The 26,036-nt window shown below is 67.1% G+C and carries 15 protein-coding genes, 2 pseudogenes and 1 riboswitch; of the genes and pseudogenes, 7 read left to right on the top strand and 10 right to left on the bottom strand.

Going from position 1 to position 26,036, the window contains the following annotated elements:
* Positions 1-2 precede the first annotated feature (2 nt).
* The 3 genes from A5750_RS13310 to A5750_RS13300 all read right to left on the bottom strand — a co-directional run bounded on the left by A5750_RS13310 (position 3) and on the right by A5750_RS13300 (position 6,486).
* On the bottom strand, positions 3-2,558 hold the full coding sequence (locus A5750_RS13310; protein ID WP_066945464.1) for an ATP-binding cassette domain-containing protein: 2,556 nt from the start codon (positions 2,556-2,558) through the stop codon (positions 3-5).
* Between the two features lies 1 nt (position 2,559).
* A complete protein-coding gene (locus A5750_RS13305) occupies positions 2,560-5,208 on the bottom strand; it encodes an FHA domain-containing protein (protein ID WP_067263382.1) in 2,649 nt (882 codons plus the stop codon).
* 69 nt (positions 5,209-5,277) lie between these two features.
* Positions 5,278-6,486 carry an NADH:flavin oxidoreductase gene (locus tag A5750_RS13300; RefSeq protein WP_067263380.1) on the bottom strand — a complete coding sequence of 403 codons (1,209 nt, stop codon included), beginning with the start codon at positions 6,484-6,486 and terminating at the stop codon, positions 5,278-5,280.
* 83 nt (positions 6,487-6,569) lie between these two features.
* On the opposite strand from A5750_RS13300, the gene A5750_RS13295 reads away from it, so the two are divergent.
* Both A5750_RS13295 and A5750_RS13290 read left to right on the top strand, forming a co-directional pair.
* On the top strand, positions 6,570-7,415 hold the full coding sequence (locus tag A5750_RS13295) for a bifunctional methylenetetrahydrofolate dehydrogenase/methenyltetrahydrofolate cyclohydrolase (RefSeq protein ID WP_066945453.1): 846 nt from the start codon (positions 6,570-6,572) through the stop codon (positions 7,413-7,415).
* The gene (locus A5750_RS13290) at positions 7,412-7,693 is read left to right on the top strand and encodes a DUF3017 domain-containing protein (protein ID WP_066945449.1); all 282 of its coding nucleotides are present in this window, start codon (positions 7,412-7,414) and stop codon (positions 7,691-7,693) included. The genes A5750_RS13295 and A5750_RS13290 overlap by 4 nt, the downstream gene beginning before the upstream one ends.
* Here the strand turns inward: A5750_RS13290 and A5750_RS13285 are convergent.
* Complete coding sequence (locus A5750_RS13285; protein WP_066945446.1) at positions 7,690-8,172, bottom strand: DUF732 domain-containing protein; 483 nt, start codon at positions 8,170-8,172, stop codon at positions 7,690-7,692. The genes A5750_RS13290 and A5750_RS13285 overlap by 4 nt on opposite strands.
* 294 nt (positions 8,173-8,466) lie before the next feature.
* On the opposite strand from A5750_RS13285, the gene A5750_RS13280 reads away from it, so the two are divergent.
* Positions 8,467-9,897: an FAD-binding oxidoreductase gene (locus A5750_RS13280; RefSeq protein ID WP_066945917.1), complete on the top strand. Its 1,431-nt coding sequence runs from the start codon at positions 8,467-8,469 to the stop codon at positions 9,895-9,897.
* Between the two features lie 4 nt (positions 9,898-9,901).
* Here the strand turns inward: A5750_RS13280 and A5750_RS13275 are convergent, their stop codons facing one another.
* A complete protein-coding gene (locus A5750_RS13275) occupies positions 9,902-11,221 on the bottom strand; it encodes a PPE domain-containing protein (protein ID WP_066945443.1) in 1,320 nt (439 codons plus the stop codon).
* A gap of 282 nt (positions 11,222-11,503) precedes the next feature.
* A pseudogene (locus A5750_RS13270) lies at positions 11,504-13,213 on the bottom strand (NAD-binding protein); the annotation flags it as partial.
* A gap of 669 nt (positions 13,214-13,882) precedes the next feature.
* On the opposite strand from A5750_RS13270, the pseudogene A5750_RS13265 reads away from it, so the two are divergent.
* Positions 13,883-15,811, top strand: a pseudogene (locus A5750_RS13265) (APC family permease); the annotation flags it as partial.
* Positions 15,812-15,899: 88 nt separating this feature from the next.
* The gene (locus tag A5750_RS13260; protein WP_082959101.1) at positions 15,900-17,903 is read left to right on the top strand and encodes an APC family permease; all 2,004 of its coding nucleotides are present in this window, start codon (positions 15,900-15,902) and stop codon (positions 17,901-17,903) included.
* Between the two features lie 110 nt (positions 17,904-18,013).
* Here A5750_RS13260 and A5750_RS13255 read toward each other — a convergent pair whose 3' ends face one another.
* Genes A5750_RS13255 through A5750_RS13245 form a run of 3 tightly spaced genes read right to left on the bottom strand, consistent with a single transcriptional unit; the run spans position 18,014 to position 21,272 of the window.
* Entirely contained in the window at positions 18,014-18,748 is a 735-nt protein-coding gene (locus A5750_RS13255) for a class I SAM-dependent methyltransferase (RefSeq protein ID WP_066945914.1), read from the bottom strand.
* Positions 18,745-19,881, bottom strand: coding sequence for a homoserine O-acetyltransferase (locus tag A5750_RS13250; RefSeq protein WP_066945441.1), 1,137 nt, complete (start codon positions 19,879-19,881; stop codon positions 18,745-18,747). Before A5750_RS13250 ends, A5750_RS13255 begins: the two co-directional genes overlap by 4 nt.
* A gap of 11 nt (positions 19,882-19,892) precedes the next feature.
* Entirely contained in the window at positions 19,893-21,272 is a 1,380-nt protein-coding gene (locus A5750_RS13245; protein WP_066945437.1) for a bifunctional o-acetylhomoserine/o-acetylserine sulfhydrylase, read from the bottom strand.
* Between the two features lie 148 nt (positions 21,273-21,420).
* Positions 21,421-21,537: riboswitch (SAM riboswitch) on the bottom strand.
* A 147-nt stretch (positions 21,538-21,684) separates the two neighbouring features.
* Between A5750_RS13245 and A5750_RS13240 the strand changes: the two genes are divergently transcribed.
* Positions 21,685-23,922 (top strand): NADP-dependent isocitrate dehydrogenase, encoded by a 2,238-nt coding sequence (locus A5750_RS13240; protein WP_067263379.1) that lies wholly within the window; start codon positions 21,685-21,687, stop codon positions 23,920-23,922.
* Between the two features lie 35 nt (positions 23,923-23,957).
* Complete coding sequence (locus A5750_RS13235) at positions 23,958-25,187, top strand: NADP-dependent isocitrate dehydrogenase (protein ID WP_066945430.1); 1,230 nt, start codon at positions 23,958-23,960, stop codon at positions 25,185-25,187.
* Here A5750_RS13235 and A5750_RS13230 read toward each other — a convergent pair.
* Positions 25,180-25,977, bottom strand: a complete 798-nt coding sequence (locus A5750_RS13230) for an alpha/beta fold hydrolase (RefSeq protein ID WP_066945912.1) — start codon at positions 25,975-25,977, stop codon at positions 25,180-25,182. The two genes, A5750_RS13235 and A5750_RS13230, sit on opposite strands and share 8 nt — an antisense overlap.
* Between the last annotated feature and the right edge of the window lie 59 nt (positions 25,978-26,036).

Genomic DNA, 26,036 nt, shown 5'->3' with positions numbered 1-26,036 from the left:
GCTCAGTGCTTGAGCCGGATGCGCCACCGCACCAGAACGGCGTAGCCGACCGATAACGCCGCCAGCATGCCCATGTCGAACAGCCAGGCGCCCGGCGTGTGCTGGAAGTGGCTGTCCCGCGGGCTTTGCGGGCCGGGCGACACGGTCCACAGGTCGACCGTCGACGCCTGCGCGGCGTACCCCCACCGCGAGGGCACAGCCCAGGACAACTGGTCGAGGAAGATCCGGTTGGTGACCGGCACCATCCCGCCGGACAGCACCATCTGCCCCATGAGCGACACCACCAGCAGCGGCATGATCTGCTCGTTGGAGCGCGCCAGCGCCGACAGCAGCAGGCCCAGCATCGCGGCGGCCACACACGTCGCCGCGACGGCGACGAACAGCTCGAGGGTGGCGTTGCCGAGCAGCACGGCCGGCCGCTTCGGGGTGCCCTTGCCGGCCACCACGATGGCGGTCGCGATGGCCGCCTGGATGACGGCGAACACGCAGAACACCGCGATCTTCGCCAGCAGGTAGGCCGTCGTCGACAGCCCGACCGCCTGCTCCCGCCGGAAGATCGGGCGCTCGCCGATGAGGTCGCGGATCGTTAGCGCTGTGCCCATGAACGCCGCCGCCATGGTGAGCAGCGTCAGGATGGTGCCGGCCTCGCCGGCCGAATCACTCGTCGGGTCGGCGTAGCCGAAACCGGTGTGGCCGGGAACGGTCAGCGACAGCGCACCCATCACGAACGGCAGCAGCGCCAGGAACACGAAATAGGCGCGGTCGGAGACGACCAGGCGAACCTGGCGGCGGGCAACGGTGGAGAACTGGCGCCGCATGCTGGTGCTAGGCACGACGCCCAGATCGGCCGGTGCCTCCGCCTCAACCGGCGGCGGGGGTTTGTTCTGCGCCAGGAAGCGGCGGTTGGCCTCGTCCGGGTCGGCGCCCACCTTGGCGAAGATCTGCGCCCAGTTGGTGGTCCCCATGACCGTCCCGATCTGGTCGGGCGCCCCCAAGAAGGCGGTCTTGCCGCCGGGCGCCATCAGCAGCACCTGGTCGCAGACGTCGAGGTAGGTCAGCGAGTGGGTGACGACCAACACCACCCGGCCGGCGTCGGCCAACTGGCGCAGCATCGTCATGACCTGCAGGTCCAGCGCCGGGTCCAGGCCGGAGGTCGGCTCGTCGAGGATCAGCAGCGACGGCCCGGTGAGCAGTTCGAGGGCCACCGAGGCACGCTTTCGCTGCCCGCCGGAGAGCTTGTCGACCCGGGTGTCGCCGTGCTGGGTGAGCCCCAGTTCGTCGAGCACCTGCGCGACGACCTCTTCCCGGTCGGCCTTGGTGGTGTCGGGCGGCAGCCGCAGCTCGGCGGCGTAGCCCAGGGCCTGGTTGACCGTGAGCTGGCGGTGCACCACGTCGTCCTGGGGGACCATCCCGATCCTGGTCCGCAACGACGCGTACTCGGTGTGGATGTTGTGGCCCTCGAACGTGACCAGCCCGGAGGTCGGGGTGGCGTACCCGGCGATCAGCCGCGACAGCGTGGTCTTGCCCGCGCCGGACCCGCCGATGAGCGCGGTCAGCGTGCCCGGCCGGGCCGTCAGGGAGATCTTTTCGAGCAGGTTCTTGCCGCTGACGCTGAAGTCGACGCCCCGCACCTCCAGGCCGCCGGTGCGCGCGGCCGCCTCCTGGCGGCGGACCAGGATGCCGCCGGAGAACACCAGGTCGACGTTGCCGATGGTCACCACGTCGCCCTCGGACAGCACCGCCGACGCGGCCTTGACCCCGTTGACGAAGGTGCCGTTGCTGCTGTTGGCGTCGCGGATCTCGGGGCCCGCCGGCGTCGGGGTCAAAAACGCGTGATGGCGGGACGCCAGCACGTCGTGGATGACGATGTCGTTGTCAAGGGCGCGGCCGATCCAGGCCGCGCGTCCGGGCCGGTCGGTCGCCCGCTCGGAACCGGGACCCAGGTTCTTCACCCGCGTGGTCGGGAACTCCGCGACCTGGCCGCTCACGCCGATCTGGGTCGGCTGATTGAGCTCCGGCAGCCCGCCCGTCTGCGATACCGAGCGGGTTGCGGCGTCCGGCCGGACGATCGGTACGGCGGTGGTGCGGTGCGGACCCTCCCACGGGCGCGGCGGCTGCGCCGGTGGTTGCCGCGGCGGCGCCGGCGGACGCTGACCGGCAGGCTGCGCACGCGCGGGCTGGGCGTCGCTGGGCGGCGAGATGACCGGGATCGACTCCGTGGTCGGCGGGAGCATGCCCACGGCCCCGGTGTGGTGGCCGATTTCGAAAGTGATCCGGGGGCCGTCGGGCTTGCCGATGTTGACGGTCTGGCCGTCCTCGATGTCGACCAGCGGCGCCCGCTGGCCGTTCACGTACACCCCGTTCAGCGAATTGTTGTCCAGCGCAATCCACTTGCCGCGATCGAAGCGCAGCAGCAGGTGCGAGCGGGCGACCAGTGGGTGCGCCACCCGCAGGTCCGCGCGCAGGTCGCTTCCGACGACGACGTCGCGGCCAGCCGAGAAGCTGCCCTTCGATCGGTCGGATCGAACAGTCAGGACGGGCGCCGCGCCTTGAGTCATCTCAGCGTTTCAGCCGGATGTGCCATCGGACGAAGCCGGTGTAGGCGATGGACAGGAACGCGAGCATCGCCATGTCGAACACGAAGATGTGTTTCGAGTGCTGCCAGATCGGGTCGTTGGTCGGGATCTGTTTGACCTTCACCAGCGACGGAAAGTCGATCGACGACGCGCCCGCGGCGTAGCCCCAGCGGGCCGGTGTCAGCCACGCGAGCTCCTCGAGGCCGAAGCGCTGATAGACCGGGATCATGCCGCTGGAGAACACCAGCTGCGACATGATCGACACCACCAGCAGCGGCATGATCTGTTCGTTGGACTGCGCCACGGCCGACAGCAGCAGGCCGAGCATCGCCGACGCCACACAGGTGCCGGCGACGGTGACGAACAGCGAGAAGGTGGAGTTGCCGAAGAACGGCGGGTGGGCCGTCGGCGCACCCTTGCCCAGCCGCACGATCATCGTCGCGACGGCCGCCTGCATCGTCGCGAAGATGCAGAACACCGCGATCTTTGCCAGCAGGTAGGCGGTCGTGGACAGCCCGACGGCCTGCTCCCGCCGGAAGATGGCGCGCTCGCCGATCAGGTCGCGGATGGTCAGCGCGGTGCCCATGAAGACGGCGCCGATGTTCAGCAGCACCATGATGTACTGCGGCTGCGTGGGGGCGACGCCCAGCGGATCGGCCGGGCCGAGGCCGGGGTGGGGGCCTTTCACCGTCAGCGACAGCGCGCCGATGAGGAACGGCAGGATCGCCAGGAAGATCGTGTAACCGCGGTCGGACACGACGAGGCGCACCTGGCGGCGGGCGATCGTGGACAGCTGCCGCCATAGGTCCGACTTCGGGGGTTCGCCCAGGTCGGCCGGGCTCTGCGGGGACGGCGCCTGGGACTGCTGCTGATTGCGCTCCTTGAACCGGCGGTTGGCCTCGTCGGGGTCGGCGCCCACCTTGGCGAAGATGTCGGCCCAGTTGCGGGTGCCCATGGCCGCCTCGACCTGGTCGGGTGGCCCGCAGAACGCGGTCTTGCCGCCCGGCGCGACCAGCAGGATCTGATCGCAGACGTCCAGGTAGGACACCGAGTGGGTCACCACCAACACCGTGCGGCCGGCGTCGGCGAGCTGGCGCAGCATCAGCATGACCTGACGGTCCAGCGCGGGGTCCAGGCCGGAGGTCGGCTCGTCGAGCAGCAGCAGGGAGGGCTGGGTGAGCAGCTCGAGGGCCACCGAGGCGCGCTTGCGCTGGCCGCCCGACAGCTTGTCGACCCGGGTTTCGGCGTGCTTGGTCATGTCGAGTTCTTCGAGCACCTGGGCGACGATCTGAGCCCGCTCGGCTTTGCTGGTGTCGGGGGGCAGCCGCAACTCGGCGGCGTAGTTCAGGGCCTGGTTGACGGTCAGCTGGCGGTGCACGACGTCGTCCTGCGGGACCATCCCGATCCTGCTGCGCATCGACGCGTACTCGGCGTGGATGTCATGACCCTCGAAGGTCACGGTGCCCGAAGTGGGGCTGGTGTAGCCCACGATCAGCCGCGACAGCGTGGTCTTGCCGGCACCCGAACCACCGATGATGGCCGTCAGCGTGCCGGGCCGGGCGGTCAGCGAGATGTGGTCGAGCAGCTGCTTTCCGTGGTCGACGGTGTAGCACACGGAGTTCACTTCCAGGCCGCCGCTGCGCGTCGCCGCCTCGGTGCGGCGGAGCAGCTCACCGCGGGTGAAGACCAGGTCGACGTTTCCGATGGTGACCACGTCGCCCTCGGTCAGCACCGCGGACCCCACCCGCACACCGTTGACGAAGGTCCCGTTGACGCTGTGGGCGTCGCGGATCTCGGTGCCCAGCGGCGTCTGGGTCAGAAACGCGTGGTGGCGGGACGCGAGGACGTCCTGGATGACGACGTCGTTGTCGGTGGCACGGCCGATGGTCAGCGCGCCGGAAGGCTTCTGGATGGCTCCGGATCGCGAGGGCCTGAGCGCCTGGAACATCTTCGTCGCCAGGTTCGCCACCTCGGGCGGCTTGGCGTTGGTGGGTGACATCCGGGTTTCTGGCGCCGGCATCTGCGGGTGCGGCTGGAAGGTGGAAGGTGGCGCTGGTACGACGGGCGGAGGAGCCGGCGCGCGGCCGCCGCCCGGATACATCGGTTGCCCCGGCGGGGCGGGGCGCTGCCCGGCCGCGCCCGGGTGCGGGCGCCGCGGCGGCGACGCCCAGTTGGGCGGGCGGCCCGCCGGTCCGGGTGGGGGACCGGGTGGCGCGGCGACGGGCGGGCCACCCGGCGCGGCGGACCAGGCCGTCCCGCCGGGGTGAGCGGCGGCCGGAATGCCCATCGATTCGGTTTGCGGTGGGCGCCCGGCCATTCCCTGGTGCCGCCCAACCTCGAACAGCAGCTGAGGCCCGTCCGGGTTTCCGATGTTGAGGCACTGACCGTCGTGGATCTCGACCACCGGCACCCGCCGACCGTTCACGAAAGTGCCGTTGAGCGAACCGTTGTCGATCGCCAGCCACCGGCCCTGGTCGAAGCGCAGCAACAGATGCGCGCGCGAGATCAACGGGTGCGTGATGCGCATGTCGGCGCGCAGATCGCGCCCCACCACCACGTCGTGACCGGCGGCAAAGGTGCGTTCTGACCCGTCAAAACGAACCGTCAAGACGGGCGGGGCTGCTGAGCTCATCGCACCAACTGTAACTCGTGGACCCGAGGCCAACCTGAGGCCCAAATGTGCGTTGGCGGCCCGCGATCGTCAGCGGGCTAGCAGATCGGGCGCGCCTGTGACCACGCACTGGGTGCGGGTGTAGATGGTGGCCATGCACTTGTTGCAGTGCGTGCAGGCCGAACGCACGCTGTGCGCGGCGCCGTCTGCCGCGATCCGATTGATCAGGTCCGGCTCGGCCAGCAGCGCCCGGCCCATCGCGACGAATTGGAATCCCTCGGCCATCGCCAGGTCCATCGTCTCCCGATTGGTGATGCCGCCGAGCAGGATCAGCGGCATGGTCAGCTCGGCGCGGAACAGCTTCGCGTGCCGCAACAAATAGGCCTCGCGGTAGGGGTATTCGCGAAGGAACTTCTTGCCCGTCATGCGCATGCCCCAGCTCAGCGGCGGCTTGAACGCCCCGGCGAATTCCTTGAGCGGCGCGTCACCGTGGAACAGGTACATCGGGTTGACCAGCGAGCTGCCCGCGGTGAGTTCGATCGCGTCCAGCCCGCCGTCGTCCTGCAGCCACTTGGCGGTGGTCAGCGATTCCTCGATGGAGATGCCGCCGCGGACGCCGTCGGTCATGTTGAGCTTGGCGGTGACCGCGATCGGCGTGCCCTCCTTTTCCACCGCCCGGCGCACGGCCATGACCATGCCGCGGGCCACCTTCGCCCGGTTTTCCAGCGATCCGCCGAACTCGTCGTCGCGGCGGTTGATCAGCGGGGACAGGAACGAGCTGGCGAAGTAGTTGTGGCCCAAGTGGATTTCGACCGCGTCGAAGCCGGCTTCGATGGCCAGCCGGACCGCGTTGGCGTGCCCCTCGATGACATCGTTGATGTCGTCGCGGGTCGCCTTCTTGGCGAACCGCATCCCGATCGGATTGAAGAACCGCACCGGCGCCAGCGCCCTGGCCTTGTTGGATTTGGCGTTGGCGACCGGACCGGCGTGGCCGATCTGCGCGCTGACCGCCGCGCCCTCGGCGTGGATCGCGTCGGTGAGCCGCCGGAATCCAGGCACCGCCTCCGGGCACATCCAGATGCCGTTGCCCTCGGTGCGGCCGCCGGGGGAGACGGCGCAGTAGGCGACGGTCGTCATGCCGACGCCGCCCGCCGCGGGCAGGCGGTGGTATTCGATCAGGTCGTCGGTCACCAAGGTGTCGGGCGTGCGGGCCTCGAAGGTCGCCGATTTGATGGTGCGGTTGCGCAGCGTGATCGGGCCGAGCTTGGCCGGGCTGAACACGTCCGGAGGGGTTGACATATCGGGAGCTTAATGGTGGTCGCAAGCGCGGCGAAGCCGGGCGTGGCGGGTCGCCATCCCCGCTGTCTGCCAGACTGTCAGGCGTGGGCGCAATCACACTGGACGGCAAGGCCACCCGCGACGAGATCTTCGTCGACCTCAAACAACGGGTGGCCGCGCTGACCGCGTCGGGTCGCACCCCCGGCCTGGGCACCATCCTGGTCGGTGACGATCCCGGCTCGCAGGCCTACGTGCGCGGCAAGCACGCGGATTGCGCCAAGGTCGGCATCACGTCGATCCGCCGCGACCTGCCCGCCGACATCAGCACCGCGACGCTGGAAGACACCATCGACGAGCTGAACGCCAACCCCGACTGCACCGGCTACATCGTGCAGTTGCCGCTGCCCAAGCAGCTGGACGAGAACGCGGCGCTGGAGCGTGTCGACCCGAACAAGGACGCGGACGGACTGCACCCGACGAACCTGGGCCGGCTGGTGCTCAGCGTTCCGGCACCGCTGCCGTGTACCGCGCGGGGGATCGTGCACCTGCTGCGGCGCTACGACGTCGAGATCGCGGGGGCGCATGTGGTCATCATCGGCCGCGGGGTGACGGTCGGCCGCCCGTTGGGGCTGCTGCTCACCCGCCGTTCCGAGAACGCCACGGTGACGTTGTGCCACACCGGAACTCGCGATCTGGCCGCGCACACCCGGCAGGCGGACATCGTCGTGGCCGCCGTCGGGGTGCCGCACATGCTGACCGCCGACATGGTGCGTCCGGGCGCCGCGGTCGTCGACGTGGGCGTCAGCCGGACCGACAACGGGTTGGTCGGCGACGTGCACCCCGACGTGTGGGAGGTCGCCGGCCACGTGTCGCCGAATCCCGGCGGAGTCGGTCCCTTGACCCGGGCGTTCCTGCTGAGCAACGTCGTCGAGCTGGCCGAGCGGCAATGAACGCGAGGTCCGTCGTCAGGGCCCAGTGGCCGATCCTGCTGGTCGGCTTGACCTTCGCCACGGCGCTCGCGCTGGTGGGGGCCAGCTTCTGGCGTCGCGGTTCGCTGCTGATCGGTATCGGGGTCGGTCTGGCGGCGGCGTTGCGATTGGTGCTGTCCGATGATCGGTCCGGTCTTTTGGCGGTGCGCAGCAAGGGAATTGACTTCATCACCACCGCGACGGTCGCGGGAGCGATGGTCTACATCGCGTGGACCATCGATCCGCTCGGCACCCGTTAGATACCCGGGATCTGCCCCGCCATTCCGGGGATCTGCCCCGCCATCCCGGGCATGCCGGGGATCTGCCCGGCCATGCCGGGCATCTGCGGCACCGCGCCGGACAGATTGCCGCTGGCCAGGTTTGCCATCTGTTCGGGACAGTAAGTCTGTATCGCGATGGTGGTGAACATGCGCGCCATCATGGGGGACATGCCCCGGCCGGACACGCTGGACGCGGCCGCGGCGAAGTTGCCGCCCGGCTGGGCGAGCATCGGGCAGATGGACTGACCGACCGACATCGCGTTCCCGGGTTCGCCGAAGTCGATGCCGGCGTGGTTGAGCGCGTCGATGAAATTGTCGTCGGGGTTGTCCGCGCCGGCTGGAGCCGCGAACGCCGACGCCGCGGTGAGCAGGCCGGCGGCCACCGCCAGCAGGCGAACGGTCAGGGGCTGGTTCCGAAACACCCAGATCCAGTGTTGCGTTCGTGAACGTGCCTTCATGCAGCCTCCCCCTCATTCGTGGAGTGCGCCGGAAGCACTCGAATCACGTTACGAACTCTGAGCTATCACTGTCACGTTTGCGACACGGTGGGATAAAGCTTCGCACAATAAGCGTTTTGCGCGGTCACCGCGGCCGCAGCGTCGATTATTAGGGCGCCGTGTGGCGTCAAGACCCGCGGCGGATCGAGGCCACACTGTGATCTGACACGGCCGTAAGCTCCGGGCTTTTCGGTGAGAAATGTTTAAGAATCTCCGCACATGACGACGAATCGCAGCCGTCCGCTGGACCCCTGGTTGCAGAGGGACATCTCGCGCCAGGCCTTTCTCCGCGGCGCCGTCGGAATGCTGGCAACCGGTGCGGTTCTGGGCACCGCGCGGGCCGCGGCGGATCCCGTCGCCGGATGGGGCGGTCTGGCCTCCTCCATCGGCGGCACTGTTGTCCTGCCGACCAATGCCGCTCAATTCTCCACCAGCAAAAAGGTTTTCAACTCGTTCTATGACAACTCCAGTCCCGCTGCGGTCGTGACGGTTTCGTCGCAGGCCGACGTGCAGAAGGCGGTCGCATTCGCGGCGGCGAACAACCTCAAGGTCGCGCCGCGCGGCGGTGGGCATTCGTACGTCGGTGCCTCGAGCGCCAACGGCACGTTGGTCCTGGACCTGCGTGGGCTTCCGGGCGGCGCCAACTTCGACGGCAACAACGTCACCGTCACCCCGGCGACCACCCTGTACGCGATCCACCAGGCTTTGACCGGCGCCGGTCGCGCGATACCCAGCGGTACGTGCCCGACCGTCGGCGTCGCCGGTCTCGCGCTCGGCGGTGGGATCGGGCCCGACACCCGGCGCGCGGGCCTGACCTGTGACGCGCTGCAGTCGGCGACGGTCGTGCTGCCCAGCGGCGACGTGGTGACCGCCTCCGCCAACGACAACCCCGATCTGTTCTGGGCGCTTCGCGGCGGTGGCGGCGGCAATTTCGGGGTGACGACGTCGATGACGTTCTCCACCCTCGCGACGGCCGACAGCGACGTCGTGCGGCTCGACTTCCCGCCCGCGTCGGCCACCCAGGTGCTCGTCGGCTGGCAGTCCTGGCTCAACGCCGCCGACCGAAACACCTGGGGCATCGTCGATCTCATGGTCGGCTCCGCCCCGAATTGCCATGTGCTCGCAACGTGCCCGGCCGGCACGGGGTCGGGAGTGGTCGATGCGATCAAGTCCGCGGTCGGGGTGGCGCCCACCTCTGTTTCGAACAAGACGATGAACCGCACGGATCTGGTGATGTTCCTGGCCGGCGGCAGCGCCGACCCTCCGGCGCGCTCCTTCGTGGCCGGATCCGACGTCGTCGGGCGGGTGGATTCCGCTGCGGCCCATGCCATTGCCACCGCGATAGGGCAATGGCCGGCAGGCGCCGGACAGGCGTCGGTCCTCGTCGATCCGCTCGGTGGCGCCGTCGCGGACGTGGCCGCGGGTGACACCGCCTTTCCGTGGCGCAATCAGGCCGCCGTCCTGCAGTGGTACGTCGAACCCTCCAGTAGCCAGGTCAGCGCCGCGAACAGCTGGCTGAGCTCAGCGCACCAAGCGGTGCAACAGATTTCGGTCGGCGGATATGTGAACTACCTGGAGGCCAATGGCGCGCCGGCGCGCTACTTCGGCTCGAACCTGTCGCGGCTGACGACCGTGCGGCAGAAGTACGACCCGAATCGAGTCATGTTCTCCGGGCTGAACTTCTGAGTTCTCAGCGGCCGAGCAGACGATTCCGTTGTTCGACGTATTCCTCGTCGGATATCAGTCCCTCGTCGCGCAACCGGGCGAACTCGCGTATCTCGGCGGCGATCCCCGTCACCACGGTGCGCGGCTCGCTCTCCGCGGGCACGTCCTCATCCGCATCGGAAGGCCGTTCGCTGATCGCCTGCCTGCCAACGGGTTTCGCGATCCGCTGATTATGGTCACGCCGGCCGACGGCGTCGCGAATGGCGCGTCCGGCCGTGCCGGCCAGGGCCATCTCGCCGAACGTGCTCTCGAAACCGGGTACCACCGCCGTGGCGGCGGCACCGGCGGGCGCGGCGGGCAACGCGAGCGCGATCGGGCGTACCGCCGGCGTGCCTGCCGCCCAGGTCGGCGGCACCGAGAGCCGCCCGATCGAGTCCGCCTCGCCCAGCCCCGCCGACGTCGTCGTTGACAACACGTTCGGGGTTGTCGCCGGAACGGCCGGCGTCACCCCCCGCACTATCGAGACGGGCGCGCCATTCGCATCCCAATCACTGACGATGTCATCGGTGTGCAAACCGGTTTCAGCACCGACCAGGTCGATGGGCATGGATACCGCCCCCAGCGGGGCCAATGGGGCGTCGACTCCGTACGCAATGGCGTCGGCGCCGACGTTGATCAGGTCCAACGGCGAGTTCACGCCGAGCGCGGACGCCGCCCCAGTCGCCGAGCTCACCGACCCCGCGGCGCTCGAGACCACGCTCTGGGTGGACCCGGCGGGCAGCTGGGCGGCTTGGCTGAGCGCATTGGCCTGTGCCCCCGAATCGGTGTTCTGCTGCGGTGGCGTGAACGGCGTCATCTGCGTGGCCGCGGCCGAGGATCCCGCGTAGCCGTACATCGCGACGGCGTCTTGCGCCCACATCTCGCCGTACTGAGCCTCGGTCGCGGCGATCGCAGGCGTGTTCTGCCCCAACAGATTCGTGGCGACCAACATCGCAAGCTGGCTCCGGTTGGCCGCGACCTCCGGCGGCGGCACGGTTGCCGCGAACGCTGCCTCATAGGCCGCGGCGGCCGAAATGGCCTGCGTAGCGGTCTGCTCCGCCTGCGCGGCGGTCGCGTTCAACCACGACACGTAGGAGTTGGCGGCGGCGGCCATCATGGCCGATGAGGGACCCAGCCATGGTCCGGCGATGAGAGCGGAGACCACCGATTCGTACGAGCCGGCGGCGGTATACAGCTCTGCTGCAACCGATTCCCATGCCTGGGCGGCGGCAAGCATTGGTCCCGAACCCGGACCGGCATACATCAGGCCCGAGTTGACTTCCGGCGGAAGCGTCGCGAAATCCATTGCACCGCCGGCCTATTTGAACGAGTCCGGGTTGACCGGGTAAGCGGCAATCCCCCCAGCGATGGACGACAAAGGTCTCCCCCTCAATGAATTTTTGGCACGGCGCGGCTCAGCCTGCGCCGCGACGTTTCGGATCAGTGGGTTTTGCGGTCAATGGCTCGCTACGCCGCGCCCCTCTCTGACCGGCTGGAGGCGTCGAACGTTGTCTTCATTCGACACATCGGCGTCCATTTCAGTTTCGGCGCAACGACAATCACCTTCGGTGCTTGATCCGTCGGCGGCCGGCCGCCGCAGGGGCTGCCCCTTGCGCAGGGTGGCGATGAGTTCTCGGTATGGACCGACCAGGTAAACGGTGTCACCGGCGCTGAGCCGGGAGTCGCGACGCGGGTGCAGCCGAACCGGGGCGTCCTCCCGAGTGATTGCGATAACACGCGTTTGGGTGGAAACTTCGAACATCTGCAGCCCGTCGAGTTCGCTGCCGGCCTGCACGTACATTCCGCCTATCAGGAACGATCGGTTGCCGACCGAAAACGTGCCCAGCACCTCCAGGCCCATCGCTGCGCCGATGAACCACGGTGCGGCCAGTTCGACTGTCGACCGGACGTTTTCGAAGCCGAACCGCTGGGCGACCGCGGATCCCAGGTCATGGTCGTACACCCGCAGGACCAGCGGGACCTTGCTCCATCGATTGCCCAGTGGGGCCGGCGCGGAGCCCAACATTTCGCGAACCACGATCCCGGTCTCGATGTTGACCATGTCGTCTCGGGTCAGCACCGCGACCGCGCGGGCACTGTCGACCCGGGCCGCTTCCAGGGTCGGGCGTAATGTCGCGTCCCCGAAGATGACCGGCACGTCGAGCTCGGCCGTCGTCGACAGGAAGGGATTGCCCTGGTCGCGCTCGATCACCGCCACGTCGTAACCGGCCTCGGTCAGGTCGGTGACGACCCGGACCCCGAGCGCGCTCAACCCGACCACGATGATGTGGTTGCGCAGGTGGCGTGCCCGTGGGCGTGCGGACAACGTGAGAAAGCGTCGCGATAGCAGCACGTCGGCGATAAACGCGACAAGCAGGGCGGTGGTGGTCACGCCGGCCAGCATCAGCACGGCGGCGTAGAGCCGCAGCCAGGTGGGCTGTTTGGCGAAGCTGAAGTCGCCGTAGCCCGTCGTCGTGATCGTCTCGTTGGTGAAGTAGAACGCGTCGGTCCAGGACATCCCCGGGTGGGTGTAGGAGTAATGCAGCAGCGTCGTCGAGCCGACGACCAGAAACATGAGCGCGACGATCACGGGATAGAACGCGGGGTTGACCTCGTCGGGCAGGGCGCGCGCGGCGTACAAGATTCGGCGCAAGCGTGACTGGCGTGCGCGCCTTCGCGCCTGACGTGGAACCTTGATTCCGCAGGCGGCGACCTCCTCGGTGGTGCCGATCATCGCCGTCCAGTCGCCGGCGCCCACCCGCAGATCCCGTCCCGGGCATACGACGACCTCACCGGCGTTGGCGGCGTCTTCGTTGTGGACCATCGCCACCGGGGCCAGGTCGCCGTAGATCTCCCGCAGCGACGCATCGAACGGAGCCTCGGCGCCGAAGGCGACGAAGTCGATCCCTGCCACCTCGAACGGGTGCGTGGTGCGCGCCAGGCAAGCCTCGACCACCGCGGCGCCGGCGAGGTCGGCAACGCCGAGGATCGCGCTCGGGCCCTCGTCCGCGGCGACGGCCTCGCGCAGTACGTCATTGGCCACCCGGGCCACCACGCGGATGTTCGGGTTGGCCTTCCGCGCCAGCAGCGCAATCTCCAAATTCGTCGCGTCGTCATCTCCGGCGCACACCACAGCCGACGCCGTGGCGACTCCCGCCCTGGCGAGTTCGGTCTTGACGCGGGCGCCGGCGAGTTCCGAATCGAGGAGCCGCGCGACGCTCGCGCCAGCCCTCTTCAACTCGTCGACGATGGTCGACGCCAGCGCGTCATCACCGCTGACGATGATGCACTGGGTCATGACGTTCCACTCCTCCGCGAATCACGGCTACCCCTCATTCGACATTGATCACGAGCAGTGGCGCGAAACCCATGTGGCACAAGCACTTACTTTGCTGAGGCGGGTATCGCGCGCTACTCCAAGGAAATGAAGATCGAATTCGATGCTAACAGACAGATTCAGGATGCGGCGGGCGCGAACGCGTCTGTCCTCCAATCAAGCGCACCGCGCCGCTGGCGATTCGCGCTCTGAATAGCCTGGAGCGCAGTAAAAGTCAATTTTTACAAGTGCGGATTGTGTCAAATGATATAAAGGAAGCGTCGCGATGGCGTCCAGAAGGGCTGCTGTACAACACCTTTAACCTGCCTGTGCGTTTACTGTCCATATCGGACGACGCGTGCGAAATCTGTTTTGAGACGAAGTGCGTTACCTCACAACACCCTTGGCGCGGCACACCAATCAACGCGAAGTATGAGCGTTTATTACCAATGGCGCCGTCTTTGTTACATCCAAGTCACGCGCTGAGAGTGTGCTGGCAATTCTTCTGACAATTTCCTGTGTTTATCGTTGCTGGCCGATAGAGGTAGGGCGACAAAAACAATTGCGGCAGATACGCTTTCGGCGAGCATCATGGCTCGGGGAAGACGTTTCAAACAGGTGGGGGAAGGAATATGCGCGGTGCCAACATCTTTGGCTGACGGGCGGCCCGGCGAGCACAGGGCATGGTCATCGCTGTCCGACGTGTGCAAGCGGGGCCTTCTCGGCAGGCCCCTGATCAACTCGCAGCTCGAACACGAAAAGTTGTCGAACCCGGTCGCGCTCGGGGTGCTGTCGCCCGACGCAATCTCCTCGACCGCTTACGGCTCCGAGCAGATCATGATCGAACTGCTGCCTGCGGCCGGGATGGCGGCGTTCGCCCTGCTGCTTCCCATCACCGGCGTCATTCTCCTGATCCTGGTGCTGGTGGCGGCGTCGTATCGCCAAGTTGTCATGGTCTATACGCGGTCCGGCGGATCGTACGTGGTCGCGCGGGAGAATTTTGGCCCTCGGGTGGCGCAGGTCGCCGCGGCGGCACTGCTGATCGACTACGTGGTCACGGTCGCCGTGCAATGCGCCGCGGGGACCGTCGCGGTGGCTTCGGCGTTACCGGTGCTGGGCCCCTACAGCCTTGAGATCACCGTCGGCATGGTGTTGTTGATGTGCTTTGCGAACCTGCGCGGTCTGCGCGAAGCGGGAGCCCGTTTCGCGTTGCCTACCTACGCGTTCGTGGCCATGGTGTCGCTGACCATCGTTGTCGGAGTCATTCGCGAGCTGAGCGGAAGCCTGCCGACATACGATCCCCAGCACATCACCGGAGCGGTGCCGGTCCACCAGGGCAGCGGATTGGTGATGGGCGCGACCGTTCTGATTGTGTTGCGCGCGTTCGCCAACGGTGGCTCATCACTGACCGGAGTCGAAGCCATATCGAACACGGTCACCACTTTCCGCAAGCCGGAGGGCATCAACGCCCGGCGAGTCATGACGATCATGGCCTGCATCCTCGCGTTCCTGCTGGCAGGCGTGGCGTGGCTGACGCACGTGACCCACGCCGTCCCTTACACGGACGGCTACCCGTCCATGTTGTCCGAGATCGCCCGGGCCGTCTTCGGTCACGGCGCAATCGGCAGTGTCCTCTACATCTTGGTGCAGGCGTCGACCGCGGCGATCCTCTACACCGGCGGCAACACCAGCTTCAACGGCTTTCCCGCGCTGGCGAGTTTCGTTGCCGGGGACCGGTTTTTGCCGCGTCCGCTGATGAAACGCGGCCATCGCCTGGTCTTCTCCAACGGCATCATCGCCCTGACCGCCCTGTCGATCGCGTTGCTCCTCATCACCGGGGGCTCGGTTGATGCGCTGGTGCCCTTCTACGCGATCGGTGTGTTCACCGGATTCTCCATGGCCGGCTATGGGATGACGAAGCACTACCTGAGCAAGCGCGGCCCAGGCTGGCGGCGCAAGGCGGTGGTCAATTTCTCCGCGGGGATCCTGTCGACCGTCGTAGTGGGGATTTTCGCGGTCGCCAAATTCAGCGAGGGCGCCTGGCTCATCGTCGTTGTCTTCCCGCTGCTGGTGCTCGCGCTGATGCGACTGAACCGGCAGTACCGCGCGGAGGCGTCCGTGCTGGAGATGTCACGCACGGAAAAGCCGGTCCTGGCCCGCTACACCCGGCACCGGGTCTTCGTCTTCGTGGATTCCATCGACCTCGCGGAGGTGGAAGCGCTGCGATATGGCAACGGTCTGCACGCCGACGAGCTGACCGTGGTGCATTTCGTGATCGACGCCGATCATGCCGCCCGGCTGCAGAAGCGTTGGGAGATATTCGAACACGACACCTCCCTTCGTTTGGTGGACTGTGCCGATCGGCACCTGGGGCGCGCCGCCCACGAGTTGGTGCTGCAGGTGCTCAAGGACCATCCGGACACCAAGGCGACCGTGTTGCTGCCGCGCCGAACCTATTCGCCGCTCGTCGGCCGGCTGTTGCACGACCGCACGGCGGACAAGATCGCCCGCGCCGTCAGCCGCATTCCCGGTGCGGTCGCGCAGATCGTGCCGTATGACATCGAGTCCCGCATCGCCGAGGTCACCCGCGCGGGATGACGTCATCCGGCCACGAGTCGGGCCGGCACTGGATCTAAATCGTTTGGAAAGCCTTCGAGGAAGGGATGCTGTGACGCAACCGAGTGGCGGGATACCGCTCTCCTTTACCGATAAGTGCAAGCGGCTTTTCCTCGGCCAGCCGTTGACCACCGACCAGCTGGACGGCGAGAGATTGTCGAATCCCGTTGCACTCGGCGCACTGTCACCCGACGCGATCTCCTCGACCGCGTACGGCACCGAGCAGATCATGATCGAACTGCTGCCGGCCGCCGGGATGGCGGCTTTCGCGTTGGTGCTTCCGATTACCGGAGTCATTCTGGTGGTCCTCGCGTTGGTGGCCGCGTCGTACCGGCAGGTGGTCATGGTCTACACGCGGGCCGGCGGGTCCTACACGGTCGCACGGGAGAACTTCGGACCGCGGGTGGCGCAGGTCGCGGCGGCCGCGCTGCTCATCGATTACGTGGTCACCGTGGCGGTGCAGCCCGCGGCCGCGACGGTGGCGGTGGTGTCGGCGATCCCGCAGCTACGGCCCTACCACCTGGAGATTACGCTCGCGGCGGTGGTCCTGATCTGCCTGGCCAACCTGCGCGGGCTACGACGATCGGGGCGCACGTTCGCGATGACGACCTATGCCTTCGTCGGCATGATCACGGTGACGATCCTGACCGGCTTTGTTCGTGAAATATTCTGGGGATTACCGAGATACGATCCGCAGCACATCGTGGGCGCAGTGCCGGTTCATCAGGGTGGCGGCCTGGTCATGGGGGCGAGTCTCCTGATCGTGTTGCGCGCCTTCGCCAACGGCGGTACCTCACTGACCGGCGTCGAGGCGGTGTCGAACACCGTCAACGTCTTTCAGAAACCCCAGGGCGTCAACGCCCGTCGGGTGCTGACGTGGATGGCCTGCATCCTCGGCTTCCTGCTCGCGGGCGTGGCGTGGCTGACGCACGTCACCCACGCCGCACCCTATCGCGATGAATACCCGTCGATGTTGTCCGAGATCGCCCGGGCGGTCTTCGGCCACGGCGTGATCGGGAATGTGCTCTACTTCCTGGTGCAGGCGTCGACCGCGGCGATCCTGTTCACGGGTTGCAACACCAGCTTCAACGGCTTTCCCGCGCTGGCGAGTTTCGTTGCCGAGGACCGCTTCTTGCCTCGCCCCTTGACCAAACGCGGCCATCGCCTGGTGTTCTCGAACGGCATCTTCGTGCTGACCGCGCTGGCGATGGTGTTGCTCATCGTCACCGAAGCCAAGGTGAGTGCGTTGGTGCCGTTCTTCGCGATCGGCGTATTCACCGCATTCGCGATGGCCGGCTACGGCATGGCCAAGCACCATCTGACCCGGCGCGGGCAGGGGCGGCGATTCAAGTTGGTGGTGAATCTGTCGGCGGGAATCATGTCGACGCTCGTGGTGGGAATCTTCGTGGTGGCCAAATTCACCGAGGGCGCGTGGCTCATCGTCGTCATCTTCCCGTTGCTGGTGCTGGCCTTGATGCGGCTGAACCGGAAATACCGCGACGAGGCGTCCGTGCTGGAGATGTCGCGCACGGAAGACCTTGACCTCGGGCGGCACCCGCGGCTGCAGGTGCTGGTGTTCGTGGACACGATCGACCTGGCCGAGATCGAGGCGGTGCGTCTCGGCTATGGGCTGCATGCCGACGAGCTCACCGCGGTGCACTTCGTGATCGACGTCGACCATGCCGTGCGGCTGCGCGAGCGTTGGGATCGCTTTGAGCACCACACCCCGCTGTGGCTGATCAACTGTCCGGATCGCCATCTGAGCCGCGCCGCACACGAATTGGTGGTGCGCGTCCTCAAGGACCATCCGGACACCAGGGTGACGGTGCTGTTGCCGCGGCGCACCTATTCGCCGCTCTTGGGCCGGCTACTGCACGACCGCACGGCGGACAAAATGGCGCGTGTTGTCAGCCGCGTCCGCGGTGCGACGGCAATCATCGTGCCCTACGACATCGAGTCACGGATCGCGCGGGTCGCACCCGCCGGCGTTGACGCTCGCGCCCCCGAAGTGGTTGGTCCCGTGCCGGCGCCGATACTCAGCCTGGTCGACGACTGATCCGAAATCATTTGCGCGAGTGTGCATCTATGGCGATTTCTGAGGGTGGACTTCACCACCCCGAGAAGCTGCTACGGGATGAGGATGATGACGATGGGCCTTAGTTCGGCCTACTCGGACAGCCTCGCCCTGATGCAGACGGTGACGTAGGGCAGCGCCAGCCCGGTCGAATTCGCCAGCGCCGGATGGGTGGCGAGCAACTCGCGCACCTGCTCCAGTGTCCTGGTGCGGACCTCGGTCGGCGAGGTGATGCAGTAGCTGCGCGATGCGACCAGGTCGATCAAGGCTTGCGGCGTAAGGTAATTCGTCCACTCGACCTGGTGACGCTCCGGCTCGGTGAACGACTCGGACAGCGTGACGTCGAAGCGGCCCCGGTCGCCGTCGGAACCGATGATGTCGCCCAACTCCCGCACCCAGCCCAGCCGCTCGTCGCGGGTGTTCCACACCAGGCCCAGCCGACCGCCCGGGCGCAGCACGCGGGCGATCTCGGGAATGGCGCGCTCGGGGTCCACCCAATGCCACGCCTGCGCGACCAGCACGACGTCGACGCTGTTGTCCGGCAACGGGATTCCCTCCGCGGTGCCCAACAGCGCCCGGGTCTCCGGCAGGGAGGTGCGCAGCACTTCCAGCATGTCGGGAATCGGGTCGACGGCCACCACGTCCAGCCCGCGCTCCACCAGCCGGGTGGTCAGCTTGCCGGTACCCGCACCCAGGTCGAGCACCTGGCGCGCGCCGCGTGGCAACAGCCAGTCGATGGCCTCCGGGGGATAGGACGGGCGGCCCCGCTCGTAGGCCGCGGCCGCCGAACCGAACGACAGGGAGCGGTCGTGGCGAGAGCGGGTCACCGCCGGCACGCGCCTTCGCCGTCCTCCGCGTCGGCCAAATCCAACGTCTTGCGGATCAGCTCGCCGACCGCATCGGATTCCACCAGGAAACCGTCGTGCCCGCAGATGGATTCGACAACATGCAGGCCGCTGCAACCCGGCAGCAGCTCGGCGAGCTCCTCCTGCAATCGCAGCGGGTAGAGCCGGTCGGAGGTAATGCCGCCGACCACGGCCGGCACCGGGCAACCGCTCAGGGCCTTGCGCACACCGCCGCGGCCGCGACCGACGTCGTGGCTATTGAGCGCCTCGGTCAGCGTCACGTAGCTGCCCGCGTCAAAGCGGGCCAGCAGCTTGTCGCCCTGATGCTCCAGGTAGCTCTGCACGGCATACCGGCTGTCTTCGACGCTCTGCTTGTCGTTGCTGAACCGGGTGTCGAGCTCAGCTTCCCCGCGGTAGGTCAGGTGGGCGAAGCGGCGGGCGATGGTCAGGCCGGTGTCCGGTGTGCGGCCGGTGCCGTGGTAGTCGCCGCCCTGCCAATTCGGGTCGGCCTTGATGGCCGCGATCTGCGTGGTCTGTGTGCCGATCTGGTCCGCGGTCGCCCGCGCACCGACCGCCAGCAGCAGGCCGGCCCGGACGCGGCTGGGGTGACCGACCATCCACTCCAAAGCCCTTGCGCCGCCCATGGATCCGCCGACCACGGCGGCCACCTCGTCGATCCCGAGTGCTGCCAGCGAGGCGATGTCGGCCTCCACCTGGTCGCGCACCGAGATCATCGGAAACCGTGAGCCCCAAGGCTTTCCGTCGCGGGCTAGCGAGCTCGGTCCGGTCGAACCGCGGCAACCGCCCAGCACGTTGGTGGCCACGGCGCACCAGCGGTCCGTGTCTATCGGCGCGCCAGGGCCGGCCACGCCGTCCCACCAACCGCCGGTGGGATGCCCGGGTCCGGCGGGGCCGGTGATGTGCGAGTCGCCGGTCAGCGCGTGCAGCACGACCACCACGTTGTCGCGGTTGGGCGACAGCTCACCCCAGCGCTGAACGGCGATGCAGACATCCTCGATCACCGCGCCGCTCTCGGTGGTCAGCGAGCCGATGTGCACCAGGCCGATCTCGCCTTCGGCGGGCAGCGTCTGGGTGGGGACGTCGGAGATCGTCATCGCCGGGGCCCTTAGAACGCCGCCACGGCTTGCGGGTCGGCGCCCGAGGTTTGCGCGTCCGCACCGTACTTGCGCGCCGCGGCGAACCCGAGCTCCAGGTCGGCCAGGATGTCGTCGATGCCCTCGATGCCGACGGCCAGCCGCACCAGTCCCGGGCTGACCCCGGTGCTCAGCTGCTCGGCCGGGCTCAGCTGCGCGTGGGTGGTGGACGCCGGGTGGATCACCAGCGAGCGCACATCGCCGATGTTGGCGACGTGGCTGTGCAGCTTCAGGGCGTTCACGAACGCCTTGCCGGCCTCGACCCCGCCGGCCAGCTCGAACGCCAGCACCGCACCGGTTCCCTTGGGCGCCAGCTTCTTTGCGCGCTCGTGCCACGGCGAGGCGGGCAGGCCGGCGTAGTTGACCGACAACACGCCGTCGTGGCCGGCCAGGTACTCGGCCACGCGCTGCGCGTTGGCGACGTGGCGCTCCATGCGCAAGCTCAGCGTTTCGATGCCCTGGGCCACCAGGAACGCGTTGAACGGCGAAGCGGCGGAGCCAAGGTCACGCAGCAGTTGCACGCGCGCCTTAAGCGCATACGCCGGCGGGCCGAGCTCGGCGAACACCACGCCGTGGTAGCTCGGATCGGGCGTGGTGAATCCGGGGAAGCGGCCCTGCGTCCAGTCGAAGGTGCCGCCGTCGACGATGACACCGGCGATCGCCGAGCCGTGCCCGCCGAGGTACTTGGTGGCCGAGTGCACCACGATGTCGGCGCCGTGCGAAAACGGCTGGATCAGGTAGGGCGTGGCGATGGTGTTGTCGACGATCAGCGGTATCCCGTTTGCGTGGGCGACGCCGGCCACCCCGGGGATGTCCAGCACGTCGATCTGCGGATTCGAGATGGTCTCGCCGAAGAACGCCTTGGTGTTCGGTCGCACGGCGGCCTGCCAGGAGTCCAGGTCGTCGGGGTCGTCGACGAAGCTGACCTCGATGCCGAGCTTGGCCAGCGAATAGTGGAACAGGTTGTACGTGCCGCCGTAGAGCCGCGGGCTGGAGACGATGTGATCCCCGGCACACGCGAGGTTCAGTATGGCGAAGGTCTCAGCGGCCTGCCCCGAGCTCAGGAAGAGCGCGGCCACACCGCCCTCGAGCGCGGCGATGCGTTGCTCGACGACGTCGGTGGTCGGGTTGCCGATCCGGGTGTAGATGTTGCCCGGAACCTCCAGCCCGAACAGCGCGGCGGCGTGGGTGGTGTCATCGAACGTGTAGGACGTGGTCTGGTAGATCGGCAGGGCGCGGGCGTTGGTCGCCGGGTCCGGTTGCTGACCGGCGTGCACCTGCTTGGTCTCGAACGACCAGCGGGCGGTCGGGTCGGTGTCGTCGTTGCTGGTGCTGCTGTTGTCGGGGCTCACGTGGGTTTGCTTTCTGCTTCGAGATTGGCGAATCGGGTATCGGGGTTGCGGGTTAGCAGCGCGACACGATTCGACACACCGGCCGATCCGAAGGAGTTGGATATGTGCACATCACGTCTTCCCCTCTAGTCAGGGGTCCGTTATGGCGGACCCGCGCTTGCCGCGCAGCCTGTGGCTACTAGACCTGGTCATCACCCGGGGCACCCCACCGCGGTTGGAGGGTTGCCGGCCAGCAAGCCGGGGCTTGATGCTGGCACTCATGACCAATACGAAGATTAGCTTACTGTGCCGACTTCGTGCCAATGGCGGGTCGACACCTGGCCAAACGCCCTTGATAACGTGGCGGGAAGAACGCTGAGCCCCCCAGAGATCTGACCGATATTCGAAGATTTGCCACGCCGGGAGAGGGACCGTGAGCGCCGAACAGCCGACCGTCATCTACACACTGACCGACGAGGCGCCGTTGCTGGCGACCTACGCGTTCCTCCCGATCGTGCGCGCCTTCGCCGAGCCGGCGGGCATCCAGATCAAGACCAGCGACATCTCCGTCGCCGCCCGGATCCTTGCCGAGTTCGGAGAAGACCTGACCGAAGAGCAGCGGGTTCCGGACAACCTGGGCGAGCTGGGCAAGCTGACCAAGCTCGCCGACACCAACATCATCAAGCTGCCGAACATCAGCGCCTCGGTGCCCCAGCTGATCGCCGCCGTCAAGGAGCTGCAGGGCAAAGGCTTCAAGATTCCGGACTTCCCGCAGAGTCCGAAGACCGACGAGGAGAGGGAAATCCGCGCCCGCTACGGCAAATGCCTGGGCAGCGCGGTCAACCCGGTTCTGCGAGAAGGCAACTCGGACCGGCGCGCGCCAAAGGCTGTCAAGGAGTACGCGCGCAAGCACCCGCACAGCATGGGGGAGTGGTCGCCTGCCTCGCGCACCCACGTCGCGACCATGCGCAAGGGCGACTTCTACCACGGCGAGAAGTCGATGACGCTGGACCGCGCGCGCAACGTGAAGATGGTGCTTCAGACCAAGGCCGGCAAGACCCTCGAGCTCAAGCCGAAGGTCGAGCTGCGCGAGGGCGACGTCATCGACAGCATGTTCATGAGCAAGAAGGCCCTGGTCGAGTTCTACGAAGAGCAGATGGAGGACGCCTACGAGACCGGCGTGATGTTCTCGCTGCACGTCAAGGCGACCATGATGAAGGTGTCGCATCCCATCGTCTTCGGCCACGCCGTCAAGGTCTTCTATAAGGACGCCTTCGCCAAGCACCAGGAGCTGTTCGACGAGCTCGGCGTCGACGTCAACAACGGACTGGTCGACCTCTACAACAAGATCGAGTCGCTGCCCGCCTCGCTGCACGAGGAGATCATCCGCGACCTGCACGCCTGCCACGAACACCGCCCCGAGCTGGCCATGGTCGATTCGGCCAAGGGCATCACCAACTTTCATTCGCCCAGCGACGTGATCGTGGACGCGTCGATGCCGGCGATGATCCGCGCGGGCGGCAAGATGTGGGGCGCCGACGGTCGGCAGAAGGACACCAAGGCCGTCAACCCCGAGTCGACCTTTTCGCGGATCTACCAGGAGATCATCAACTTCTGCAAAACCCACGGGCAGTTCGACCCGACGACGATGGGCACCGTGCCCAACGTCGGCCTGATGGCGCAGCAGGCCGAGGAGTATGGCTCGCACGACAAGACGTTCGAAATCCCCGAGGACGGTGTCGCCGACATCGTCGACCTCGACACCGGGGAAGTCCTGCTCACCCAGAACGTGGAAGAGGGCGACATCTGGCGGATGCCCATCGTCACCGACGAGGCGATCCGCGACTGGGTCAAGCTGGCCGTCACCCGGGCGCGGAACTCGGGCATGACGGTGGTGTTCTGGCTGGACACCGAACGGCCGCACGAGGTCGAGCTGCGCAAGAAGGTCAAGGCCTACCTGAAGGAACACGACACCGAGGGCCTGGACATCAACATCATGCCGCAGGTGTGGGCCATGCGGTACACGCTGGAGCGCGCGATGCGCGGCCAGGACACCATCGCCGCGACCGGAAACATCCTGCGCGACTACCTCACCGACCTGTTCCCGATCCTCGAGCTGGGCACCAGCGCCAAGATGCTGTCTATCGTGCCACTGATGTCCGGCGGCGGGATGTACGAAACCGGGGCGGGCGGTTCGGCGCCCAAGCACGTGCACCAGCTCCTCGAGGAGAACCATCTGCGCTGGGATTCCCTCGGTGAATTCCTCGCGCTCGGAGCGTGTTTCGAAGACATCGGGATCAAGACCGACAACGAGCGCGCCAAGATACTGGGCAAGACGCTGGACGCGGCGATCGGCAAGCTGCTGGAGAACAACAAGAGTCCGTCGCGCAAGGCCGGCGAACTCGACAACCGTGGCAGCCAGTTCTATTTGGCGCTGTACTGGGCCGCCGAACTCGCGCAATCCGACGACGAAGAGCTGCGCGAGCATTTCGCCGCGCTGGCCAAGTCGTTGGGCGACAACGAGGACACCATCGTGGCCGAGCTCGCCGAGGCGCAGGGCGAGTCGGTCGACATCGGTGGCTATTACTACCCGGACAGCGAGAAGACGACTGCGGTGATGCGGCCGAGCAAGACGTTCAATGAGGCGCTAGCCGCTTCGCAAGGCTCGTAAGGTCAAGGGGCCGCCAAGAGAAAGTCGGGCTCGATATGTCAGGCGAACACAAGATCAAAGTCAAGGGGCCCATAGTCGAGCTCGACGGTGACGAGATGACCCGCGTCATCTGGAAGTTCATCAAGGACATGCTGATCCTGCCGCATCTCGACATCCACCTGGACTACTACGACCTCGGCATCGAAAACCGCGACCGCACCAACGACCAGGTGACGATCGACGCCGCGTACGCCATCAAGAAGCACGGGGTGGGCGTCAAGTGCGCCACCATCACACCCGACGAGGCCCGCGTCTCCGAATTCAACCTGAAGAAGATGTGGCTGTCGCCTAACGGCACGATCCGGAACATCCTGGGCGGCACCATCTTCCGCGAGCCGATCGTGATCTCCAACGTGCCGCGCCTGGTGCCGGGCTGGACCAAGCCGATCGTCATCGGCCGGCACGCCTTCGGTGACCAGTACCGGGCGACGAATTTCAAGGTCGACAAGCCGGGCACCGTCTCGATCACGTTCACACCGTCGGACGGCAGCAAGCCGATGGTGCACGAAGTGGTGTCCATCCCCGACGACGGCGGTGTCGTGATGGGGATGTACAACTTCAAGGAATCCGTCCGGGATTTCGCGCGCGCCTCGCTGGCCTACGGCCTGAACGCCAAGTGGCCGGTGTACCTGTCCACCAAGAACACCATCCTCAAGGCCTACGACGGCATGTTCAAGGACGAGTTCCAGCGCATCTACGACGAGGAGTTCAAGGACAAGTTCGAGGCCGAGGGGCTGACCTACGAGCACCGGCTGATCGACGACATGGTGGCCGCCTGCCTCAAGTGGGAGGGCGGCTACGTGTGGGCCTGCAAGAACTACGACGGCGACGTCCAGTCCGACCTGGTCGCGCAGGGCTACGGATCGTTGGGTCTGATGACGTCGGTGCTGATGACCGCCGACGGCAAGACGGTCGAGGCCGAGGCCGCGCACGGCACCGTCACCCGGCACTTCCGGCAGTATCAGGCCGGCAAGCCGACGTCGACGAACCCGATCGCCTCGATCTTCGCCTGGACGCGTGGGCTGCAGCACCGCGGCAAGCTCGACGACACCCCGGAGGTGATCGAGTTCGCCCAGACGCTGGAAAACGTGGTGGTCGAGACGGTGGAGAGCGGCAAGATGACCAAGGACCTGGCCATCCTCATCGGCCCCGACCAGGAATGGCAGCAGAGCGAGGAGTTCCTCAACTCGATCGCCGAGAACCTGGAAAAGACGCTGACTAACTAGCCGACGGGTTGGCGCCCCGGCTGGCGGTGGTGCACTCGTCGAGGAATTCGGTGATCAGTTCGGCCACGCGCTCGGGCGCCTCGAACATCGGGATGTGCCCCACGCCGTCGAGCTCGGTGACCTGGTGGTCGTCGGGCAAATGGGTGGTGAAATGCCGGCTGAACCTGGGTGCGGGCACAATCCGGTCCTTCTCGCAGATCACCAGGTGCGCCGGGACGGCGTTTTCGGCCAGCTCCTGCAGGCCGTGCAGCAGCAGCGACTTGACCAGCAGCTGGAAGTACGCCGGGCAGTGGGCGACGTCGTCGATGCAGCCGAGCAGTTGAGAGTCGCTGACCCCCTCGGGCGTTGCGCTGATCGCGTAGGTGGCCAGCCGGTGGCTGAACGGCAGTCGCATCACCTTCGGGCCGAACAGCCAGGCCAGCACCAGCAGCGGAATGCCCAGGATGAACTTGGCGATCACCTCGAACTTGGCCGGGCTCCAGCGCGTCCACCCGCCGGCCGGGGCGATGCCCATCACGCTGCGCGCCCGCCCGCGCCGCTCGAGTTCGAACGCGACCCAGCCGCCCAGCGAGTTGCCGACGATGTGGGCGGTATCCCAGCCCAGCTCGTCCATCTGGTGCTCCACGTGGTCGGCCAGCACCGCCGAGGACAGGAACCAGGTCCCCGCGGGCGGCCCGCCGTTGTGGCCGGCCATCGTCGGGGCGAAGACCTCGTACCGCCCGGTGTCGGCCAACCGCCGGGCGACGTCCTCCCAGACCGCCTGGGACAGCAGGAACGGGTGCAGCAACAGAACCGGCTCTCCCGAACCGAGGTGGATCGGTGGCCGCGTCCCCGTGTTGCTGTTCGTCC

The sequence above is a fragment of the Mycobacterium sp. 852002-51613_SCH5001154 genome (assembly GCF_001667425.1).
GTDB lineage: Bacteria > Actinomycetota > Actinomycetes > Mycobacteriales > Mycobacteriaceae > Mycobacterium.
The sequence above is the reverse complement of the archived record's forward strand: the minus strand, read 5'-3'. Positions and strand labels throughout refer to the sequence as shown.